Origin of the sequence: Gemmiger qucibialis, assembly GCF_027689445.1 — a bacterium.
GTDB lineage: Bacteria > Bacillota > Clostridia > Oscillospirales > Ruminococcaceae > Gemmiger > Gemmiger qucibialis.
In genome coordinates this window covers 558111-574698 of record NZ_JAQFEN010000001.1, presented here as the reverse complement: position 1 = coordinate 574698, position 16588 = coordinate 558111, and the positions used below count along the sequence as shown (strand labels likewise).

The window sequence follows — 16588 nt, the reverse complement described above, 5'->3', positions numbered from 1 at the left end:
TTAATGAGATGACCACGCTAAGTGCGAGCGTGGTCATTTTTTTTGAATAAAGTAGGATATTTTTGTAAATAGGAGTGAAAAATGAAAAAACGTGTGGTATAATTTGAAAAGATGAGGAGAGGGAAAGTGAAATGAAAGTCTTAGTTACAGGTTTTGACCCGTTCGGAGGGGAAAGCATCAACCCGGCTTACGAAGCTGTTAGAATGCTGCTGGATGAAATTGCCGGGGCGCAGATCATCAAGCGGGAGATCCCGACAAGCTTTACCCGCGGCACCGCAGAAGTGGTGCGCCAAATCGAACTTTGCCAGCCGGATCTGGTGCTGAATGTGGGCCAGGCAGGCGGCGCTGCTGGTTTGCGTGTAGAACGGGTAGCCATCAACCTGGCGGATGCCCGTATCCCGGATAATGACGGCGCACAGCCGGTGGACGAACCGCTGGTACAGGACGGTGCCCCGGCATATTTTGCCAAGCTGCCGGTCAAGGCCATGGTGCGCGGGGTACAGGCAAAGGGCTATCCCTGCCAGCTGTCTTACACGGCAGGTACTTACGTCTGCAATGCGGTCATGTATACCGTGCTGCATACCGTGCAAAGTTATCCCCATATACGGGCGGGCTTTGTGCATGTGCCGTATGCAGCCAGCCAGCTGGAAGGCAAAGCTGCGGGTACCCCGGCCATGCCGCTGGCAGACATTACCGCGGCCCTGGCAGCTGCCATTGAAGCCGCTGTGCAGAATAAGACCGATTTGAAAGAACAAATGGGCAGGCTGGATTAAAAACAGCGACTGCTCGAAATAAAAGGGGGGTAAGCGTTATGCTGACCAATAAAGAAATTGAAGTTTTGTGCTACTGCCGCGGCTGCCTGAACCGGAAGTGCGGCCTTGATCTGGAACGGAGTGATATAAAGCATTTGAAAATGCAAAAAATATCATTAGAAAAATCATTGACAATGATTTGGTAGAAGAGTTTGGATATACGGTTTGCTTTGAAACGATTGAATGAGGCATACCCAAATAAAATCCGGATGAAAACTTATTGATGGTGAAATAAAGACTTCGCTGCCAAGGGCTGAAAATGCTCTTGGCAGATTTTTGTAGAAGGGCGGGGGAAAATCTTTAAAAAGATGCGTGAGTGGCTTTGCTGGTTGGCGCGCTGAGAGTTTTTCCGCGGACTGTTTTGCCTCGGCACCGTCCAAAGAGCTCTATGCGGCAAACGGGCGCGGATTCTCCCGCACCCTCGCAAACAGTCCACTGGACTGCTTGTGTCCCGCTGTGGCGAGGCCGTGGGTTCGAATCCCGTCACTCCGTGAAAAACAAAAAGCTCTTTCACCAGACGGTGAAAGAGCTTTTTGTGGTCGGAGTGACGGGATTCGAACCCACGGCCTCTTGGTCCCGAACCAAGCGCGCTACCAACTGCGCTACACCCCGAAAAAAAATCCGCAGCAACTTTGCTGCTGCGGTGGTTGGGGATGAGAGAATCGAACTCCCACAAACGGAGTCAGAGTCCGTCGCACTACCATTATGCAAATCCCCATTGCATGTTTGTTAAGAAGCTTTGCTTTCGCGCTGCCCTCAACGCTTAGTTATTATAGCGGACTGGCAGGCATTTGTCAACACGTTTTTTGAAGTTTTTTTGATAAAATATGGAAATAACGAAGCAACGAGCATAAAATACAGGACGACTCAAGAGATGACAAAATATATGCGCTTTTGCGCTGGCTTGCCGCAGCGGTTTGGCTGCAAAAACAGGCAATGAACCGCTGCGCAAAAGGCGGCGGGGGATTGGGAACACCGGCAGCCCGCAGCGTGTTTAACCCAGAAAATCCATGGGGTGTATCTGAAACGTCGAAAATATCGTCTGTTTCTACAAGCGCAGCGGGATTTTGCGTTAAAAAGCCTTGGAATCCACAAAGGCTTCCAAGGCTCTTTGACTTAAATCCTGCTTGTGTCTGCGAAATATTCGTCATTTTCTTTGTTTTCAGATACACCTTAGGGAACAACAGGAAACAATGCGCTATGTCTAAAAATTAACAACATACACAACAGGCATTTTCCGTGGAAAGCCCAACAGAGCGGCGGTATTAGCAACCCATAAAGAATTTACTTTTTAGTATAAACATTCGACTTTGTATTGCGGTTTGCGACCCTTTCTTCTTGACTTGTACGGCAAAAATGCTACAATAATACTGTATTTATTTTGCCTTTTGGGAAAGAATACATCTTTTGTAAAGGGGCAGTGTGCCCCAAAAGCCTGAAAACGGCCTGGGTTTCATTTGATAAATGCAGGCGGTTTTTGTTTTTGCGGCCATGGAACGGCATCGGCCCGGCGGCTCAGCTTTTTTGATTCGGCTGGCAGTGGGGGCAATGACGGTTTGACTTTATAAAAAGGTGTATCGGCGATCGCTGTGATCAGCGGGGACGGGATGACCGGCTCCGGAGCTTTCCATAACAGGGCAGACAATGAAATGGGGGAAATGAGTCCATGTTTAAATCCCTGAAGCGCTCTGCCAAGGGTGCCGCAGTGCCGCATGAGAAGGGCACGGCCGGGCTGGCTACCGTAACAATGGCCACGCCTGCGCACGTGATTATTCCCATGTCGATGCACATTGGTGCACCTGCAGAGCCGGTCGTCAAAAAAGGCGATCAGGTCTGTGTTGGTACGCTCATCGGCAAAGCCGGCGGCTTTGTCAGTGCCAATATCTATTCCAGCGTTTCGGGCACAGTTGAAGGCGTTGCACCGTTCCGCATGGTCAACGGTTCTACCTGCCAGGCGGTTGCGATTGCAGCCGATGGCCAGCAGACGGTTGACCCGGCCTGTGTGCCGCCGGTTGTGACCGATAAAAAGAGCCTGATGGCAGCTGTGCAGGCCTGCGGTCTGGTTGGCCTTGGCGGCGCCGGTTTCCCGACGCATGTCAAGCTGGCAGCAGAGGGCATTGACACCCTGCTGATCAACGCAGCTGAGTGTGAGCCGTATCTGTCCACGGATACGCGCGAGATGCTGGAATGCAGTGATACGATCCTTTCCGGCATTACTGCCGTCATGAAGTATTGCAACATTCCCAACTGCATCATCGGCATTGAACGAAACAAGCCGGAGTGCATTGATCTGATGTGCTCCCTGGTGCGCGATATGCAGGGCGTTTCGGTCAAGCCGCTGCCCATGCGCTACCCGCAGGGCGCTGAAAAAACGCTGGTTGAAACCTGCACCGGCCGCGAAGTGCCGCAGATTGGTCCTTCCGGCAAACCGGGCCTGCCTGCAGACGTACATTGTATCATCATGAACGTGACCAGCGTTTCTACCTTGGGCAAGTTCCTGAAGACCGGTGTGCCCCTGACCACCAAGCGCGTTACCGTGGAAGGCGATGCCATTGCCAAGCCGCAGAACATTGAAGTGCCCATCGGCACTCTGTACCGCGATGTGATCGAAGCATGCGGCGGCATTAAGCCGGATGTTGAGCTGGGCAAGATCATCTTTGGCGGCCCCATGATGGGCGGTGCTTCGCCGAGTGCTGATTACCCGGTATTGAAGCAGAACAACGGCCTGCTGCTGTTCAGCCGCAAAATGGCCACCCTGCCGGAGCCTGACCCCTGCATCCGCTGCGGGCGCTGCATTGCCGCCTGCCCCATGGGTTTGGAACCGGTCGAAATTCTGGAAAACTTTGCCGAAAAAGATTTTGATGCGCTGAAAGCACGCTGCGTGGATCTGTGCGTGGCCTGCGGCAGCTGCACCTTTGCCTGCCCGGCCAAGCGCCCTGTGGCTCAGAACATGGGCCTGGCAAAGGCCTGGTACATGGGCGAACTGCGCAAAGGAGGGAAATAAGGAATGGATGATCGTCTGATCGTAACCGCTTCGCCCCATATCCGGGACAATGCGACCACCCGCGGCCTGATGGGCAACGTGCTGATCGCGCTGGTACCCAGCATTGTGGCGTCGGGGCTGATTTTTGGCATGCGTGCGATCCTGCTGACCGCAGTGACTACCCTTGCCTGTGTTGTTTTTGAGTACCTGTACTGCAAGCTGATGCACAAGCCCAACCCGGTGGGGGATCTTTCTGCCTGCGTTACCGGCGTGATCTTGGCTTTGAACATGCCGGTCAGCATGCCGCTGTGGATTGCCATTGTGGGCGCACTGGTTGCTATTGTTATCATCAAGCAGCTGTTCGGCGGTCTGGGCTATAACTTTGCTAACCCTGCGCTGGTTGGCCGTATCGTGCTGTTCCTGGGCTTTACCTCCCGCATGACGGCTTACGTTTACCCGGATATGTCAGTGGACGCCCTGGCATCCGCTACCCCGTTGAACGCAGCCGTTGACCTGCACAGCGTCAGCTTTGTGGATATGTTGCTGGGCATCCATGGCGGCATGATGGGCGAAACCTGTGTGATCGCCATCCTGCTGGGCCTGGCTTATCTGCTGTTTACCCACACCATCGAGTTCACCATCCCCGCTTCCATCGTTGGCACTATGTATGTTCTGACCCTGCTGGCTACCCGTGACCCGTACATTGCCCTGCTGGACTGCATGTCCGGTGGCCTGCTGTTCGGCGCCGTGTTCATGGCGACCGACTATGTGACCAGCCCGTTCACCACCAAGGGCAAGCTGTTCTATGGCGTGTTCATCGGTCTGGTCACCTTCCTGATCCGTAACTTTGCCAGCATGAACGAAGGCATGAGCTTCGCCATCCTGCTGGGCAACCTGATGACCCCGTGGTTCAACGCCTGGGGCCACCAGACCCCGCTGGGCTACAAAAAGCCCCAGAAAGCTGCGAAAGGGGGAAAAGAATAATGGCTGAAAACAATGCAAAGGCTCCGGAACAGGAATCCAACTTTAAGGCACTGGTTCTTCCGGTCATTGTTCTGGTTGTGATCTGCCTGGTCTGCAGCGCGCTGCTGGCTGTGCTGAACAACGCAACCGCACCCATCATTGAAGCCAACACCAAGGCTGAGACCCTGGCGGCTTATCTGTCCGTTCTGCCGGAAGGCACCACGGCGGATGATCTGCAGGATGTTACTGTTACCACCGCCAATGTGACCGGCGCAGTTAAGACCGCAGACGGCATGGCTGTTGTGCAGTCCACCGCAGCAGGCTACAGCGGCAACCTGGTTACCGTGTACGCTGCATTTGATACCACCGGCACCCTGACCGCTCTGTCTGTGGATGCTTCCACCCAGACCACCGGTATCGGTTCCAAGACGGGCGAAGAGAGCTTCTACGGCGGTTATGTCGGCTGGAGCGCTTCCCAGCAGGTAGAGCTTGGCAACCCCGTTGATGCAATCGGCGGCGCTACCATCTCTTCCCGTGCAGTTGTCAGCGCCATCAACAGCGCAATCGACTGCTACAATAATGAAATTGCGGGGGTGGCTTAAAATGGCTGAAAAACAAAGCAAATGGCGCATTTTTACCGCCGGCATCATCCGCGAAAACCCGGTTCTGCGCCTGGTTCTGGGCTGCTGCTCGGCACTGGCTGTTACCACCACGGTATCCGGCGCTTTGGGCATGGGCCTGGCCATGACGTTCGTTCTGGTTTGCTCTAACATCGTTATTTCGGCACTGCGCAAGGTCATTCCGGCCAAAGTGCATCTGCCGTGCTACATTGTTATCATTGCAACCTTCGTTACCATCGTTCAGATGGTACTGCAGGCTTATGTGCCCGCACTGTACAAATCTTTGGGCGTGTTCCTGGCCTTGATCGTTGTCAACTGTATCATTTTGGGCCGTGCCGAGATGTTTGCCTGCAAGAACAGCGTTGTGGATTCTGCACTGGATGGCCTGGGCATGGGCTGCGGCTACATCCTGACCATGCTGCTCATGTCCTCTGTGCGTGAGATTTTGGGCAACGGCACCTGGATGGGAATTACCATCATCCCGGAAAGCATTGACCGCATGAGCCTGATGAACCAGGCCCCCGGCGGTTTCTTCGTGTTCGGCTGCCTGATGGCATTGTGTGTGTACATTGAAAAGAAGCTGAACAAGCCCATTGAGCGCAAAACCTGCGGCGATGTGATGCTGGAAGAAATCGACAAGGCAAAAACCGAGGAAGGGGGTGCTAAGGAATGAGCCAGACTGTTGCAACCTTTGCTACCATCTTCTTTAGCATGATCCTTGTTAATAACTATGTTCTGGTCCAGTTCCTTGGCATCTGCCCGTTCCTGGGCGTTTCCAAAAAGCTGGATTCCTCCGTTGGTATGGGCGCGGCTGTTATTGCAGTCATGGTGATCGCAACCGCTGTTACCTTCCCGCTGCAGATCTTTTTGCTGGATGCCAACGGCCTGGGCTATATGCAGACGGTCATCTTTATTCTGGTCATCGCTGTGTTGGTCCAGCTGATCGAAATTGTGCTGAAGCGTTACGTTCATGCACTGTATCAGTCCCTTGGCGTGTACCTGCCGCTGATCACCACCAACTGCTGTGTGTTGGGCGTGACCATCCTGGCTGTGCAGGATTACACCAAGGTTTATGAGGCACAGGGCTTTGGTATGGCTTATGCCGAGGCTTTGATCTGCGCCGCCGGTGCAGGTGTGGGCTTCCTGGTTGCCATGCTGCTGTTCTGCGGCGTTCGCCAGCGCGTGGAGCGCTCCAACCCGCCGGAAAGCTTTAAGGGCCTGCCTATCACGCTGGTGTCTGCTGCCATTACTGCCATGAGCTTTATGGGCTTTGGCGGTCTGGTAGAAAACATCATCGCCGCACTGATGTAAGGGGGAGAAATCGATGAATAGTATTGCCTTCGCCGTCATCGTGCTTGTTGTTCTGGGCTTGGCGGGCGGCATTATTCTGGTGCTGGCTTCCAAGTTTATGGCTGTGTACGAAGACCCGCGCATTGCGCAGATCACCGAATGCCTTGCAGGCGCCAACTGCGGCGGCTGCGGCTATGCCGGCTGTGCTGACTATGCAAAAGCGATTGTTGAAAACGGCGCACCCACCAATAAGTGCGCCCCCGGCGGTGCCAAAGCCACCGAGGCTGTCAACGCTATTATGGGCACTGAGAGCGCCAGCGGCCCGGCCCTGCACGCTGTTGTAAACTGCAACGGCGGCAACGGCAATTGTGGCACCCGCTTTGAATACCACGGCATTCCCACCTGTGCCGCTGCTGCTGCCATTGCCGGCGGTCCCAGCGCCTGTGCATTTGGCTGCCTGGGCTATGGCGACTGCACCCGCGCCTGCCAATTTGACGCTATCCATGTGGTAAACGGCAGCGCTGTTGTGGACCGCGAAAAGTGCACCGGCTGCTCCGCCTGTGTGGCAGCCTGCCCGCACCATGTCATCAGTCTGAAGCCGATGGCCCCGCAGCCCGCGGTGCTGTGCTCCAACAAGGACAAGGGCCCCGCTGTGATGAAAGCCTGCAAGGCAGGCTGCATTGCCTGCGGCATGTGCGTGCGCAACTGCCCGCAGCAGGCCGTTACCCTGGTCAACAATGTTGCTGTTATCGATTACGCCAAGTGCTCCTCCTGCGGCACCTGTGTTACCAAGTGCCCCAAAAAGGTTATCCATTGGGTTGATGGCCAGCCCGCCGTTGCCGGTGAGCCTGCTTGATGCAGCGTGATTGCTGATTGGGTTTGAATCTGTAAAAAGCATCCCCGTTCCCTTTGCCGGGTGAAACCGGCAGGGAACGGGGATGTTTTTGGTTTGAGGGGGAAAAGGGGAGATAGGGGATGATAAGAATATTCGGCAAATGAAAAATATCAATAAAAGCGTTAGGGCAACACCGCACAATTTCCGCCTAGCGGCTTAAGCACCGCTCCGGCGGCTGCGGCACGGCATCTGCGTTGCCAAAATGCTCGATAATGTCGGGTTGCGGTACCCGCATCGTGCTTCGGGGGCAAAAGCCCCTCGCACTCTGCGACCGCTGCCCCTGCTTCGGTTCGCTGCATCCGCCACTGGCGGCGCTCACCTTTGCAGCATCCAGTATTATCTGCGCTTTTGGCCTAGCAGCTGCCGCACCTCGCTCGCCGTATCGGCACTTAGAATTATGCGGTATTGCCTTAAAGTCCTTACGCCGAAGCCTTTCGTTCAAGAAAGGCTGAAAAATCCCCCGTAATTAAAACAGCCGCTCTTTCGGGTAAAAACCGCTGGCGTGCATGGCGGCCAGGGCGGCAACCAGCTCCGGTTTGTCCTCACGGTAGGTAATGCCGTGCCACTTGTCCGGGGTGGTCAGCACCTTTACTTCCGCTTTGCCGGTTTCCAGCGCTTCCGTTACCACGGTGGGCAGGTAATACTCGCACTTGAGCGGGTTGCCCGGCAGGCTGCTGCGCAGAAAATCTACAAACCCGGCTTTGGCCTCGGTGATGAAATCCGGGGTAAAGCCCCACATGTTCATCGAAACGACCGTATCCGCGGGCAGGTCCACCCAGGTCTCGCCGCCGTCTTCCGTATAATGGATACCGCTATCATAAGTTTCAATGCGGGTGCGCTCCGTTACCGTGTCAAGATTTCCATCAGCATCTGTTACGCAGACACCACGGCTGACGGAACCGTTGGTGCTGACCGTGTTGCCCAAAAGATACCCCACCATCACCCAAGGATATTTCGGGCCGGTGTGCCCGGCGCTCAGGTAATTGTAGATCAGCTCAAAGCAGGTGCGGCCGTAATAATCATCAGCATTGATGACAGCGAACGGCGCATCAATCGCATCGGCAGCAGACAAAATGGCATGGGCGGTGCCCCACGGCTTGATGCGGCCCTCCGGCACGGTAAAACCTTCCGGCAGAATATCCAGCTCCTGATACGCATAGCGCACATTTAGCCCGGCCTTTTCGGCGCGGGCACCCACAGTGGATTTGAACGCGTCTTCGATTGCGTGCTTGATGATGAACACGACCGTTTCAAACCCGGCGCGGTGGGCATCGAACAGGCTGTAATCCAGAATCGCTTCCCCGGCGGGGCCAACGGCCTCGATCTGCTTCAGGCCTCCGAACCGGCTGCCCATGCCGGCTGCCATGATGACAAGGATCGGCTTTTTTGCGGTATCTTTCATGAAAATATAAACTCCTTTTCCTAATGGGCGAACACAGTGTGCAAGATGATGAAAAATGATTGGATTACTGTGCTGCCCAATCTAGCAGGTAAACCAGTATGAGGGGAATCAAAAAATAAACTCTGCTGTTTTTATGATACACTTTTAAGAATCTGGTTGCAAGGAGGTAAATAAATTCGGCAAAATAATATATGCTTTTACAGGCTGGGTATGCTATAATAAGCGTGATTCATAAAAGTAATACCCATTTGATATAAGTGATACCAATTTGAGATAGAGGGATACAACCAGGAGGTGCAGGATATGGCAGAAAAACATGATACCGTGCGCGGGCTGGTGCTTGCGGGCGGCGGCGCAAAGGGAAGTTATCAGGTTGGTGTGTATCAGGCACTGATGGAACTTGGCTGGCTGCCGGATGTGATCACTGGTGCCAGTGTGGGCAGCCTGAACGCAGCATTGTTTGTGATGGGCAAGGTGAACGAAGCGGCAGACCTGTGGCGCAGCCTGGATAACCACGGCGTGCTGGAACTGCCAGAGGGCAAAACGCCGGAGGAACTGCGTGATTTCTTGTTGGAAACTCTGCGCGGCGGCGGGCTGAACACCGAACCGCTGGGTCAGACCATTGACCAGTACATGGACGAGAACGCCATCCGGGCATCCCACATCAAGTACGGTTTGGTGATTACCGAAATGAACACCCTGCGCAGCGTGCAGTGTACGCTGGATGATATCCCGCAGGGGCAGCTGAAAGATTATATGCTGGCCTCTTCCGCCTGCTTCCCGGCGCTGCGTCCCTATGAGATTGACGGGGTAAAGTACATTGACGGCGGCTGGCGGGACAATATGCCGCTGGAGCTGGCCGCCAAAATGGGGGCAACCGAGCTGATCGGCGTGGATGTGGATGGCGTTGGGCTGACCCGCCCCAACCTGACCGGTCTGCCTACCCGCATCATCCGCAGCCATTGGGACTTGGGGCCGCTGTTTGATTTTGACGGTGTGCGTGCCGCCAAAAACATTGCCCTGGGCTATATGGATACCATGCGGGAATTTGGCCGCCTGGGCGGTACGGCGTATGGCATTCTGCCCGATGAAAACAGCTTTATGCAGGACTTTGCCGCTGAATACCAGGCCCAGCTGAGCGCGGCAATCTCCCGCGCGCCGACCCTGGCGCTGACCGAAGCACTGGCCCGCCAGCATAAGCATTACCCGGCGGCGTTCTCCGAAAATTTGACCGCCCCCACCCGCGGCGCGATTGCCCCGCTGGAACTAGCGGCGGAGATGGTGGATGTGCCGAGTGAAGTACCCTATACTCCCAAACTGCTGGCCCTGACTTTTATGGGTCAGTGCGATAAAGACCCCGCGGACCGCTATAAGACCCTGCTTGGCCGGGAAGAGGGCAATATCCTTGGCGAAGCCGCCATGGCAACAGCCGTGCCGGAAGACTTTGTTACCGCGCTGGTCAGCCATACTTTAAGCAAAATGCCGTCGGCAAAATTCCTGTAAGACTGCACAGACAAGAAGGTTCAACAAGGAGGACAACATGCAAACTTTTCAGGGATTGGCAGTGTCCGATGGCTTAACAGTCGGCCCTGTTGTTCGCATTGACCGCGGTGCGGCGGGCCTGCACCGCATTGTGTGCGACCCGTTCCGGGAGCGTGCCCTGTACGAGGCTGCCATTGTGCTGGCAAAAGATGAACTGAACCGCCTGCAGCAGCACGCCTGCGGGCAGGATGCCGATATTTTAATGTTCCAGATTGCCCTGTTGGAGGATGAATCCTTCACCAACGAAATTGGCGATTACATAGCCGCCGGTGCCGGCAGCGCTGCCGCCGTGGAGCGTGCGGAGCAGATTTTTGCAGGCCGCTTAAAAAACGTGGATGATGATTACATCCGGGAGCGCAGCGTGGATGTGTGCGATGCCTGCCGCCGCGTGGTGGATATTTTGGATGGCCGCCCCAGCCGCCGTCTGCACCTGACGGAGCCCAGCATCCTGGTGGCAGAGCTGTTTTACCCCAGCGATCTGTTTGGTCAGGCACCGGGCATGATCCTGGGGCTTGCCTCGGAAACGGACAGTGAAACCAGCCACGCCGCCATTATGGCGCGCAGCATGGGCATCCCGGCGGTATTCCAGCTGGGCAAGGGGGTAGCCGCTGCTGCGGCGGGCTGCCGCGCAGTGGTGGATGCTGAACACGCCCAGCTGATCATTGACCCCACCGCCGCCCAGCTGCGGCAGGTGAAAGCACGGCGGCAGGAGCTGCAAAACAGCAATGCCCTGCCCGACCCGTTGGCTGCGGCCCCCTGCCGCACGCGGGACGGCACGCCGTTTGTTCTGCTGGCCAGCGCAGCCTGCGCCGCACCAGAGGCCATCCAGAAAGCCATTCAGGCGGGGGCTTCCGGCATTGGACTGCTGCGCACGGAATCCGTTGTAATCAAGGAGCTGACTGAAGCCCAGCAGGTGGAAGCCTATAAAACATGCATCAAGAACAGCGGCGGCAAACCCATTACCGTGCGCACCTGCGATTGGGCTGCGGACGACTGCGGCCAATGGATGGATGGCGTGCAGACACGGATGGAGGAAGAGACAACGGCGCTTACCCAGCTTTCCGCCCTGATGCAGGCTGCAGTGGAGGCACCGGAAGGTGCCTTGCAGGTGCTGTTCCCCATGATCCCCGATGTGGATGCCTGGCGCACCCGCATGGACCAGATGAAGCGCTGCAACGAGAGCCTGAAAGAAAAAGGTTTGCCATTCTGCGGGAATCTGCCCGTTGGCTGCTTGATCGAAATCCCCGCCGCTGCGTTGATGGCAGGGGAGATCATTGACGCCGGGGCTGACTTTTTGGCCGTGGACCTGGACGATTTGGTGCAGTATACCTGTGGTGTTTCCCGGCGGGAAAAGCCCACCCCCGCCGATAACCCTGCCGTGCTGCGTTTGGTGCAGGATATGATGCACGCAGCCCAGACGCGCGGCGTGCCGCTGTACCTGTGCGGCATTATGCAGAAAGACCTGGAAACCATGCCCGCTTTCATGCGCATTGGTGTGCGCAATTTCTGCGTGGAATCCGTTCACATCAACACCCTCAAAAGCATTCTGATGCAAACCGAACTATAAAAGTCTCCCCGCACCCTTTGCCGCCTACGGCATATGATAAGGGTGCGGGGAGAATTTTTAATGAATAGAGAATAATGAATAAAGAATAATGTAGGTGGACCGCCTCGCGCTGCTCGGCTCAAAAAAGAAGGTACAAAGCTATTTTAATGTGCGTGCGCGGCACGCACACCAGCATTATTCTTTATTCTTTTTTAATTTTTATTTCGTATTATTCCAGGTTCCCCGTCAATGTCATGACGGCGGAGAGGACGGCGAGGGGAGCGGTTTCACAGCGGAGGATGCGGGGGCCGAGGCCAACGGTAACGGCGCCACATTCGGCAGCGCGGGCAGCTTCCTCGGCGGCAAAACCGCCCTCGCTGCCGGTCACCACGGCGATCCGTTTTGCACGGTTTCCCGGTTCTTTGTTGAAAACTTCCCGCAGCGAAACACCGCCGCACTCGTAAAAGAAGAGCACGAGGTCATAGTCCTTGAAGCGGTCGCACACGGCGTTAAAATCCGGTAGGGGAAGCTCCACCGTGGGCAGAATGCCGCGGCCGCACTGCTTGGCGGCTTCCACAGCCACGCGGCAGTAGCGCTCGTTTTTTGCTTCCTCTTTTTTGGGGGCAGCTACACAGTAGCGGCTGAAAAAAGGCACAACATTGGTCACGCCCAGCTCCACGCTGTGGCGGATGGTATCTTCCAGCTTGCCCAGCTTGGGGTACCCGGCAAACAGTGTTACTTCAACACTGGGCTCTGCGGCGCTGGGGTAGCCCTCGGTCACGGTAAACTCCACCCGGCCTGGCTGGATGGAGGTAATGGTGCCCACATACTCCACAGCGTGGGCGTCACACAAAATCACGTTCTCGCCAATTTTGGCGCGCATAACGTCAGCCAGGTGGTGGGCGTCGGTGCCGTTCAGGGCGGCGCGGCCATTGCCAACTTCGGCGGTAAAATAGCGGTGCGGCATAGCGTTTATACCTCCGCGGCGTTTTTGCAGATCACGCAAACCCAGCCGCGCTTTTCTTTGATCTCAACCGGCTCCAGCCCGGCGGCACGCAGCCCGGCCAGCACTTCGTCCTTGCGGGTATCGATAATGCCGGAAGCAATGAACCGTGCACCCGGCGCCATCAATACCGGCACATGCGGCGCAAGGGACAAGATAGCCGCCGCCACAATGTTTGCGGTGATGATGTTGTATTTGCCGCTGGCTTTGTCAGAAAGATCGCCCACCAGCACGGTAAAGTGCTCGGCCACTCCGTTTCGTTCGGCATTCTCGCCGGCGGTGCGCACGCACATGGGGTCAATATCCACGCCCTCGGCTTCGGCAGCGCCCAGCTTCAACGCAGCAATGGCCAGAATGCCGGAGCCGGTGCCGATATCCAGCACACGCTCGCCGCCCTTTACCATGCTGTCCAGCGTTTCCAGGCACAGGCTGGTGGTTTCGTGGGTGCCAGTGCCAAAGGCCATGCCGGGGTCCATCGTGATCACAATTCGGTCAGTATCATAGGTTTCCCAGCCGGGCACAATGGCTAGGCGCTGGCCAATGTCCATGGCGTGGTAATATTTCTTCCAGGCGTTCTGCCAGTCTTCCTGTTCAATGCCGCTGGTTTCCAGCTTGTACTCCACGCCGCTGGCTTCCAGCCGCTCTTTGAACAGGGGCAGGATCTCGGCCGGGTTTTCGTCCGGGGCCAGGTACATGTGCACCTTTACAATATCGCGCGGTTGATCCAGCAGGTCCTGCTCGATCAGGTCCACATGGGCGATCTCCCATGCCTGCTGTTCCAGGTCGCGGTAGTCCTCAATATAAATGCCGCCGTTGGATACCATGGTAGCAATCGCTTCGGCGGTTTCGGCATACTGCTGCGGTACGGTAATTTGAATATCGGTCCATTCCATAGGGAAAATCCTCCTGCTTGCGTTGTTGGGTCTTTTTCTATTATACTAAATTTTGTCACAAATGGAAAGGGGCGTTTGCCATGAAGATCGTGCTGCTGAACGTGGAGCAGGCACAAAGCATTTACCGCAGCCAGATGGTGCGGGATTTCCCGGAATCGGAGCTGAAACCCTTTGCTTCGGTGCAGGGCATGATGACGCGCGGCCTGTATGAGCCGCTGGCGTTTTATGACGAGGCCGGTGCCCTGATGGCATATGCCTGGCAGGCGGTTCTGCCCCAGTGCCGCAATGTGCTGCTGGATTATTTTGCTGTTTTACCGCAGTACCGCGGCAGCGGTGTGGGCACGGCGGTGCTGAAAGAGCTTGCCGCCTATTACGCCCCGCGCAAGCAGAGCCTGATCATTGAATGCGAACACCCCGCCGAAGCGCCAGAACCGGCAGTGGCAAGGCGGCGCATTGGCTTCTACCTGCGGGCCGGTGCCCACGCCGCTGCTATGGAAAGCCGCCTGTTTGGCGTGCGGTACCAGATCTACAGCCTGCCCGCGGACGGGCTTGCCAAAGATGAAGAAATCCACCGCGATTTGCAGGAATTGTACCGCACCATGGTGCCGGAACCCTATTACCGCGGCAACGTGAACTTTTTTGGCGCATAACCGGCACGGCAGGCGGGAAAGCTAACGGCAGACTGAAATAAAAGGAAGTGTGCCGTATGCAGCTGCCCCCAAAAAATTATGACGCCATGGTCAAGCGGGCCAACCCGCCCAGCCCGGTCGTCAAGGACTGCCTGTGGGCCTTTTTCGTGGGCGGGGCCATCTGCCTGTTGGGCGAAGCCCTGCGCCAGTTCTACCTGAGCTGGTACGATAAAGACCTTGCCGGAACATTGACCAGCATCACACTGGTGATGCTTTCCGCCATCACTACGGTGCCGGGCTGGTACCAAAAGCTGGCCGCCAAGGCCGGGGCCGGGACGCTGGTACCTATTACCGGGTTTGCCAACTCAGTGGTCAGCCCGGCAGTGGAGTTCAAGGCCGAAGGCTGGATAACGGGCGTTGGCGCTAAAATTTTTACCATCGCGGGCCCGGTGCTGGCGTTCGGCACACTGGCTTCCTGGGTGTGGGGGCTGGTGTATTGGGCGATGAATAAGTTTTGACCCCAAAATAATCGCGCAGGGCGCTGCTTTGGCTGCCCTGCGCATATTTTTTGCCCCGCTGCGGCACACTAAGCCCAAACAAACCGGAAAGGGGATTGCCTGTTATGCCGATACGAAGGGGCGATACCGTAATATTCCCGCACCCGCCGGTGCTGGCGGCCTGGGCCGCCGTGGGCGGCAAAAAAGAGAGCGAAGGCCCGCTGGCACAGGGCTTTGATGAGCTGGTGCAGGATGCGGGCTTTGATGCCGAGGGCTGCACCGGCTGGGAGCAGGCCGAAAGCATGCTGCAGCAGCGCTGCGCCCGCCATTGCCTGCGCAAAGCGGGCATTGCCAAACAGCAGGTGGAGCTTGCCTTCGCGGGGGACCTGCAGGCCCAGTGCACCGCCAGTAATTACACCATGCGCCAGCTGGGGGTGCCCTTTGCCGGGCTGTATGGTGCCTGCTCCACCATGGCGGAAGCGCTGTGCCTGGCGGCCCTCTGCGCGGCAGCTGGCTATGCGCATGAAATACTCGCCATGAGCAGCAGCCACTTTTGCGCGGCGGAGCGGCAGTTCCGCACCCCGCTGGAATATGGCGGCAAACGCACCCCGACCGCCCAGTGGACTGCTACCGCTGCCGGGGCCTGCCTGGTGCGGGGCAGTGGGGCCGCGGGCGTGCCGGTACTTTCAGCTACCATTGGGCGGGTGTGTGATGCAGGGGTCAAGGATATCAACAACATGGGGGCCGCGATGGCCCCCGCGGCGGCCCAAACGCTGCTGCACTACTTTGCGGACACCGGCACCACCCAGCAGGACTTTGACGCTATTTTTACCGGTGATCTGGGTGAAGTTGGCAGCACCCTGCTGCATGAGCTGATGCACAAAGCTGATTGTCCGGTGGAGAACCACCAGGACTGCGGATGCCTGCTGTATGATGTTGCCGCCCAGAACGTGCAGGCGGGCGGCAGTGGGGCCGGGTGCAGTGCTGCAGTGCTGGCAGCGCATGTTCTGCCGGGGCTGGTGGAACGGCGCTGGCGGCGGGTGCTCTTTCTTTCCACCGGGGCGCTGATGAGCCAGACAACCTTTTTGCAGGGGGAAAGCATCCCCGGCATTGCGCATTGCGTGGAGCTTGGCTGCCCGGAAGAGGAGGGGAACACATGAATTATCTGTGGGCATTTGTGGTGGGCGGCGCCATCTGCGTGGTGGGGCAGCTGCTGATTGATTACACCAAGCTGAGCCCCGCCCGCATCCTGACCGGTTATGTGGTGGCCGGTGTTATCCTGAGCGCCGTTGGCCTGTATGACCCGCTGGCAAAGCTGGCCGGGGCCGGGGCCAGTGTGCCGCTGCTGGGGTTCGGGCATCTGTTGGCCCAGGGTGTGGTGAAGGCCGTGGATGAAATTGGGCTGCCCGGTGTGTTCACCGGCGGCATTGGCGCAGCGGCGGGTGGAATTACCGCCAGTTTGGTGTTTGCCCTGCTGGCCGCGCTGGTGGGCAAAAGCAAGGACCAGAATTAA

General features: G+C 56.8%; 18 protein-coding genes and 2 tRNA genes. 14 read left to right on the top strand and 6 right to left on the bottom strand.

Annotated features, from left to right (window positions below):
* The first annotated feature begins 131 nt into the window (after nucleotides 1-131).
* Nucleotides 132-773 (top strand): pyroglutamyl-peptidase I, encoded by a 642-nt coding sequence (pcp, locus tag PG062_RS02645; RefSeq protein ID WP_270750988.1) that lies wholly within the window; start codon nucleotides 132-134, stop codon nucleotides 771-773.
* Nucleotides 774-811: 38 nt separating this feature from the next.
* On the top strand, nucleotides 812-958 hold the full coding sequence (locus PG062_RS02640) for a hypothetical protein (RefSeq protein WP_270750986.1): 147 nt from the start codon (nucleotides 812-814) through the stop codon (nucleotides 956-958).
* Between the two features lie 390 nt (nucleotides 959-1348).
* On the opposite strand, the gene PG062_RS02635 is transcribed toward PG062_RS02640, so the two are convergent.
* The 3 genes from PG062_RS02635 to PG062_RS02625 all read right to left on the bottom strand — a co-directional run bounded on the left by PG062_RS02635 (nucleotide 1349) and on the right by PG062_RS02625 (nucleotide 1963).
* Nucleotides 1349-1424, bottom strand: a tRNA-Pro gene (locus PG062_RS02635).
* Between the two features lie 32 nt (nucleotides 1425-1456).
* Nucleotides 1457-1530, bottom strand: a tRNA-Gln gene (locus PG062_RS02630).
* Between the two features lie 76 nt (nucleotides 1531-1606).
* A complete protein-coding gene (locus tag PG062_RS02625) occupies nucleotides 1607-1963 on the bottom strand; it encodes a hypothetical protein (RefSeq protein WP_270750984.1) in 357 nt (118 codons plus the stop codon).
* Between the two features lie 515 nt (nucleotides 1964-2478).
* Here PG062_RS02625 and PG062_RS02620 point away from each other — a divergent pair.
* From PG062_RS02620 to PG062_RS02595, 6 genes are read left to right on the top strand one after another with little or no spacing between them, the layout of a single operon-like run.
* Nucleotides 2479-3816, top strand: a complete 1338-nt coding sequence (locus PG062_RS02620; RefSeq protein WP_270750983.1) for an RnfC family protein — start codon at nucleotides 2479-2481, stop codon at nucleotides 3814-3816.
* A gap of 3 nt (nucleotides 3817-3819) precedes the next feature.
* Nucleotides 3820-4779 (top strand): RnfABCDGE type electron transport complex subunit D, encoded by a 960-nt coding sequence (locus PG062_RS02615; RefSeq protein WP_113999685.1) that lies wholly within the window; start codon nucleotides 3820-3822, stop codon nucleotides 4777-4779.
* Nucleotides 4779-5360, top strand: coding sequence for an RnfABCDGE type electron transport complex subunit G (locus tag PG062_RS02610; protein ID WP_270750981.1), 582 nt, complete (start codon nucleotides 4779-4781; stop codon nucleotides 5358-5360). The genes PG062_RS02615 and PG062_RS02610 overlap by 1 nt, the downstream gene beginning before the upstream one ends.
* A 1-nt stretch (nucleotide 5361) precedes the next feature.
* Nucleotides 5362-6051 carry an electron transport complex subunit RsxE gene (rsxE, locus tag PG062_RS02605; RefSeq protein ID WP_113999683.1) on the top strand — a complete coding sequence of 230 codons (690 nt, stop codon included), beginning with the start codon at nucleotides 5362-5364 and terminating at the stop codon, nucleotides 6049-6051.
* Nucleotides 6048-6689 (top strand): electron transport complex protein RnfA, encoded by a 642-nt coding sequence (locus PG062_RS02600; RefSeq protein ID WP_113999682.1) that lies wholly within the window; start codon nucleotides 6048-6050, stop codon nucleotides 6687-6689. The genes rsxE and PG062_RS02600 overlap by 4 nt, the downstream gene beginning before the upstream one ends.
* A gap of 13 nt (nucleotides 6690-6702) precedes the next feature.
* Nucleotides 6703-7524, top strand: coding sequence for an RnfABCDGE type electron transport complex subunit B (locus PG062_RS02595; RefSeq protein ID WP_270750978.1), 822 nt, complete (start codon nucleotides 6703-6705; stop codon nucleotides 7522-7524).
* 505 nt (nucleotides 7525-8029) lie between these two features.
* Here PG062_RS02595 and PG062_RS02590 read toward each other — a convergent pair.
* On the bottom strand, nucleotides 8030-8965 hold the full coding sequence (locus PG062_RS02590; RefSeq protein WP_113999680.1) for a nucleotidyltransferase family protein: 936 nt from the start codon (nucleotides 8963-8965) through the stop codon (nucleotides 8030-8032).
* A 303-nt stretch (nucleotides 8966-9268) separates the two neighbouring features.
* Between PG062_RS02590 and PG062_RS02585 the strand changes: the two genes are divergently transcribed.
* Entirely contained in the window at nucleotides 9269-10468 is a 1200-nt protein-coding gene (locus PG062_RS02585) for a patatin-like phospholipase family protein (protein WP_270750977.1), read from the top strand.
* 37 nt (nucleotides 10469-10505) lie between these two features.
* Complete coding sequence (locus tag PG062_RS02580) at nucleotides 10506-12074, top strand: putative PEP-binding protein (protein ID WP_270750975.1); 1569 nt, start codon at nucleotides 10506-10508, stop codon at nucleotides 12072-12074.
* Between the two features lie 208 nt (nucleotides 12075-12282).
* Here the strand turns inward: PG062_RS02580 and PG062_RS02575 are convergent, their stop codons facing one another.
* Both PG062_RS02575 and prmA read right to left on the bottom strand, forming a co-directional pair.
* Nucleotides 12283-13020 carry an RsmE family RNA methyltransferase gene (locus tag PG062_RS02575; protein WP_270750973.1) on the bottom strand — a complete coding sequence of 246 codons (738 nt, stop codon included), beginning with the start codon at nucleotides 13018-13020 and terminating at the stop codon, nucleotides 12283-12285.
* Between the two features lie 5 nt (nucleotides 13021-13025).
* The gene (gene prmA / locus PG062_RS02570; protein ID WP_113999676.1) at nucleotides 13026-13949 is read right to left on the bottom strand and encodes a 50S ribosomal protein L11 methyltransferase; all 924 of its coding nucleotides are present in this window, start codon (nucleotides 13947-13949) and stop codon (nucleotides 13026-13028) included.
* Between the two features lie 80 nt (nucleotides 13950-14029).
* Between prmA and PG062_RS02565 the strand changes: the two genes are divergently transcribed.
* The 4 genes from PG062_RS02565 (at nucleotide 14030) to spoVAE (ending at nucleotide 16588) form a co-directional block, all read left to right on the top strand.
* Nucleotides 14030-14599, top strand: a complete 570-nt coding sequence (locus PG062_RS02565; protein ID WP_270750969.1) for a GNAT family N-acetyltransferase — start codon at nucleotides 14030-14032, stop codon at nucleotides 14597-14599.
* Nucleotides 14600-14655: 56 nt separating this feature from the next.
* A complete protein-coding gene (locus PG062_RS02560; RefSeq protein ID WP_113999674.1) occupies nucleotides 14656-15096 on the top strand; it encodes a SpoVA/SpoVAEb family sporulation membrane protein in 441 nt (146 codons plus the stop codon).
* Nucleotides 15097-15200: 104 nt separating this feature from the next.
* The gene (locus PG062_RS02555; protein WP_270750966.1) at nucleotides 15201-16235 is read left to right on the top strand and encodes a stage V sporulation protein AD; all 1035 of its coding nucleotides are present in this window, start codon (nucleotides 15201-15203) and stop codon (nucleotides 16233-16235) included.
* Nucleotides 16232-16588, top strand: a complete 357-nt coding sequence (gene spoVAE / locus PG062_RS02550) for a stage V sporulation protein AE (protein ID WP_270750965.1) — start codon at nucleotides 16232-16234, stop codon at nucleotides 16586-16588. The genes PG062_RS02555 and spoVAE overlap by 4 nt, the downstream gene beginning before the upstream one ends.

What these genes read in the sequence shown, in the direction of transcription:
- PG062_RS02585 (WP_270750977.1), top strand. Translation starts at nt 9,269, where the DNA reads ATGGCAGAAAAACATGATACCGTGCGCGGGCTGGTGCTTGCGGGCGGC.
- PG062_RS02595 (WP_270750978.1), top strand. Translation starts at nt 6,703, where the DNA reads ATGAATAGTATTGCCTTCGCCGTCATCGTGCTTGTTGTTCTGGGCTTG.
- PG062_RS02620 (WP_270750983.1), top strand. Translation starts at nt 2,479, where the DNA reads ATGTTTAAATCCCTGAAGCGCTCTGCCAAGGGTGCCGCAGTGCCGCAT.
- PG062_RS02625 (WP_270750984.1), bottom strand. Translation starts at nt 1,963, where the DNA reads ATGACGAATATTTCGCAGACACAAGCAGGATTTAAGTCAAAGAGCCTT.
- rsxE (WP_113999683.1), top strand. Translation starts at nt 5,362, where the DNA reads ATGGCTGAAAAACAAAGCAAATGGCGCATTTTTACCGCCGGCATCATC.
- prmA (WP_113999676.1), bottom strand. Translation starts at nt 13,949, where the DNA reads ATGGAATGGACCGATATTCAAATTACCGTACCGCAGCAGTATGCCGAA.
- PG062_RS02555 (WP_270750966.1), top strand. Translation starts at nt 15,201, where the DNA reads ATGCCGATACGAAGGGGCGATACCGTAATATTCCCGCACCCGCCGGTG.
- PG062_RS02615 (WP_113999685.1), top strand. Translation starts at nt 3,820, where the DNA reads ATGGATGATCGTCTGATCGTAACCGCTTCGCCCCATATCCGGGACAAT.
- PG062_RS02640 (WP_270750986.1), top strand. Translation starts at nt 812, where the DNA reads ATGCTGACCAATAAAGAAATTGAAGTTTTGTGCTACTGCCGCGGCTGC.
- spoVAE (WP_270750965.1), top strand. Translation starts at nt 16,232, where the DNA reads ATGAATTATCTGTGGGCATTTGTGGTGGGCGGCGCCATCTGCGTGGTG.
- PG062_RS02565 (WP_270750969.1), top strand. Translation starts at nt 14,030, where the DNA reads ATGAAGATCGTGCTGCTGAACGTGGAGCAGGCACAAAGCATTTACCGC.
- PG062_RS02600 (WP_113999682.1), top strand. Translation starts at nt 6,048, where the DNA reads ATGAGCCAGACTGTTGCAACCTTTGCTACCATCTTCTTTAGCATGATC.
- PG062_RS02590 (WP_113999680.1), bottom strand. Translation starts at nt 8,965, where the DNA reads ATGAAAGATACCGCAAAAAAGCCGATCCTTGTCATCATGGCAGCCGGC.
- pcp (WP_270750988.1), top strand. Translation starts at nt 132, where the DNA reads ATGAAAGTCTTAGTTACAGGTTTTGACCCGTTCGGAGGGGAAAGCATC.
- PG062_RS02560 (WP_113999674.1), top strand. Translation starts at nt 14,656, where the DNA reads ATGCAGCTGCCCCCAAAAAATTATGACGCCATGGTCAAGCGGGCCAAC.
- PG062_RS02610 (WP_270750981.1), top strand. Translation starts at nt 4,779, where the DNA reads ATGGCTGAAAACAATGCAAAGGCTCCGGAACAGGAATCCAACTTTAAG.
- PG062_RS02575 (WP_270750973.1), bottom strand. Translation starts at nt 13,020, where the DNA reads ATGCCGCACCGCTATTTTACCGCCGAAGTTGGCAATGGCCGCGCCGCC.
- PG062_RS02580 (WP_270750975.1), top strand. Translation starts at nt 10,506, where the DNA reads ATGCAAACTTTTCAGGGATTGGCAGTGTCCGATGGCTTAACAGTCGGC.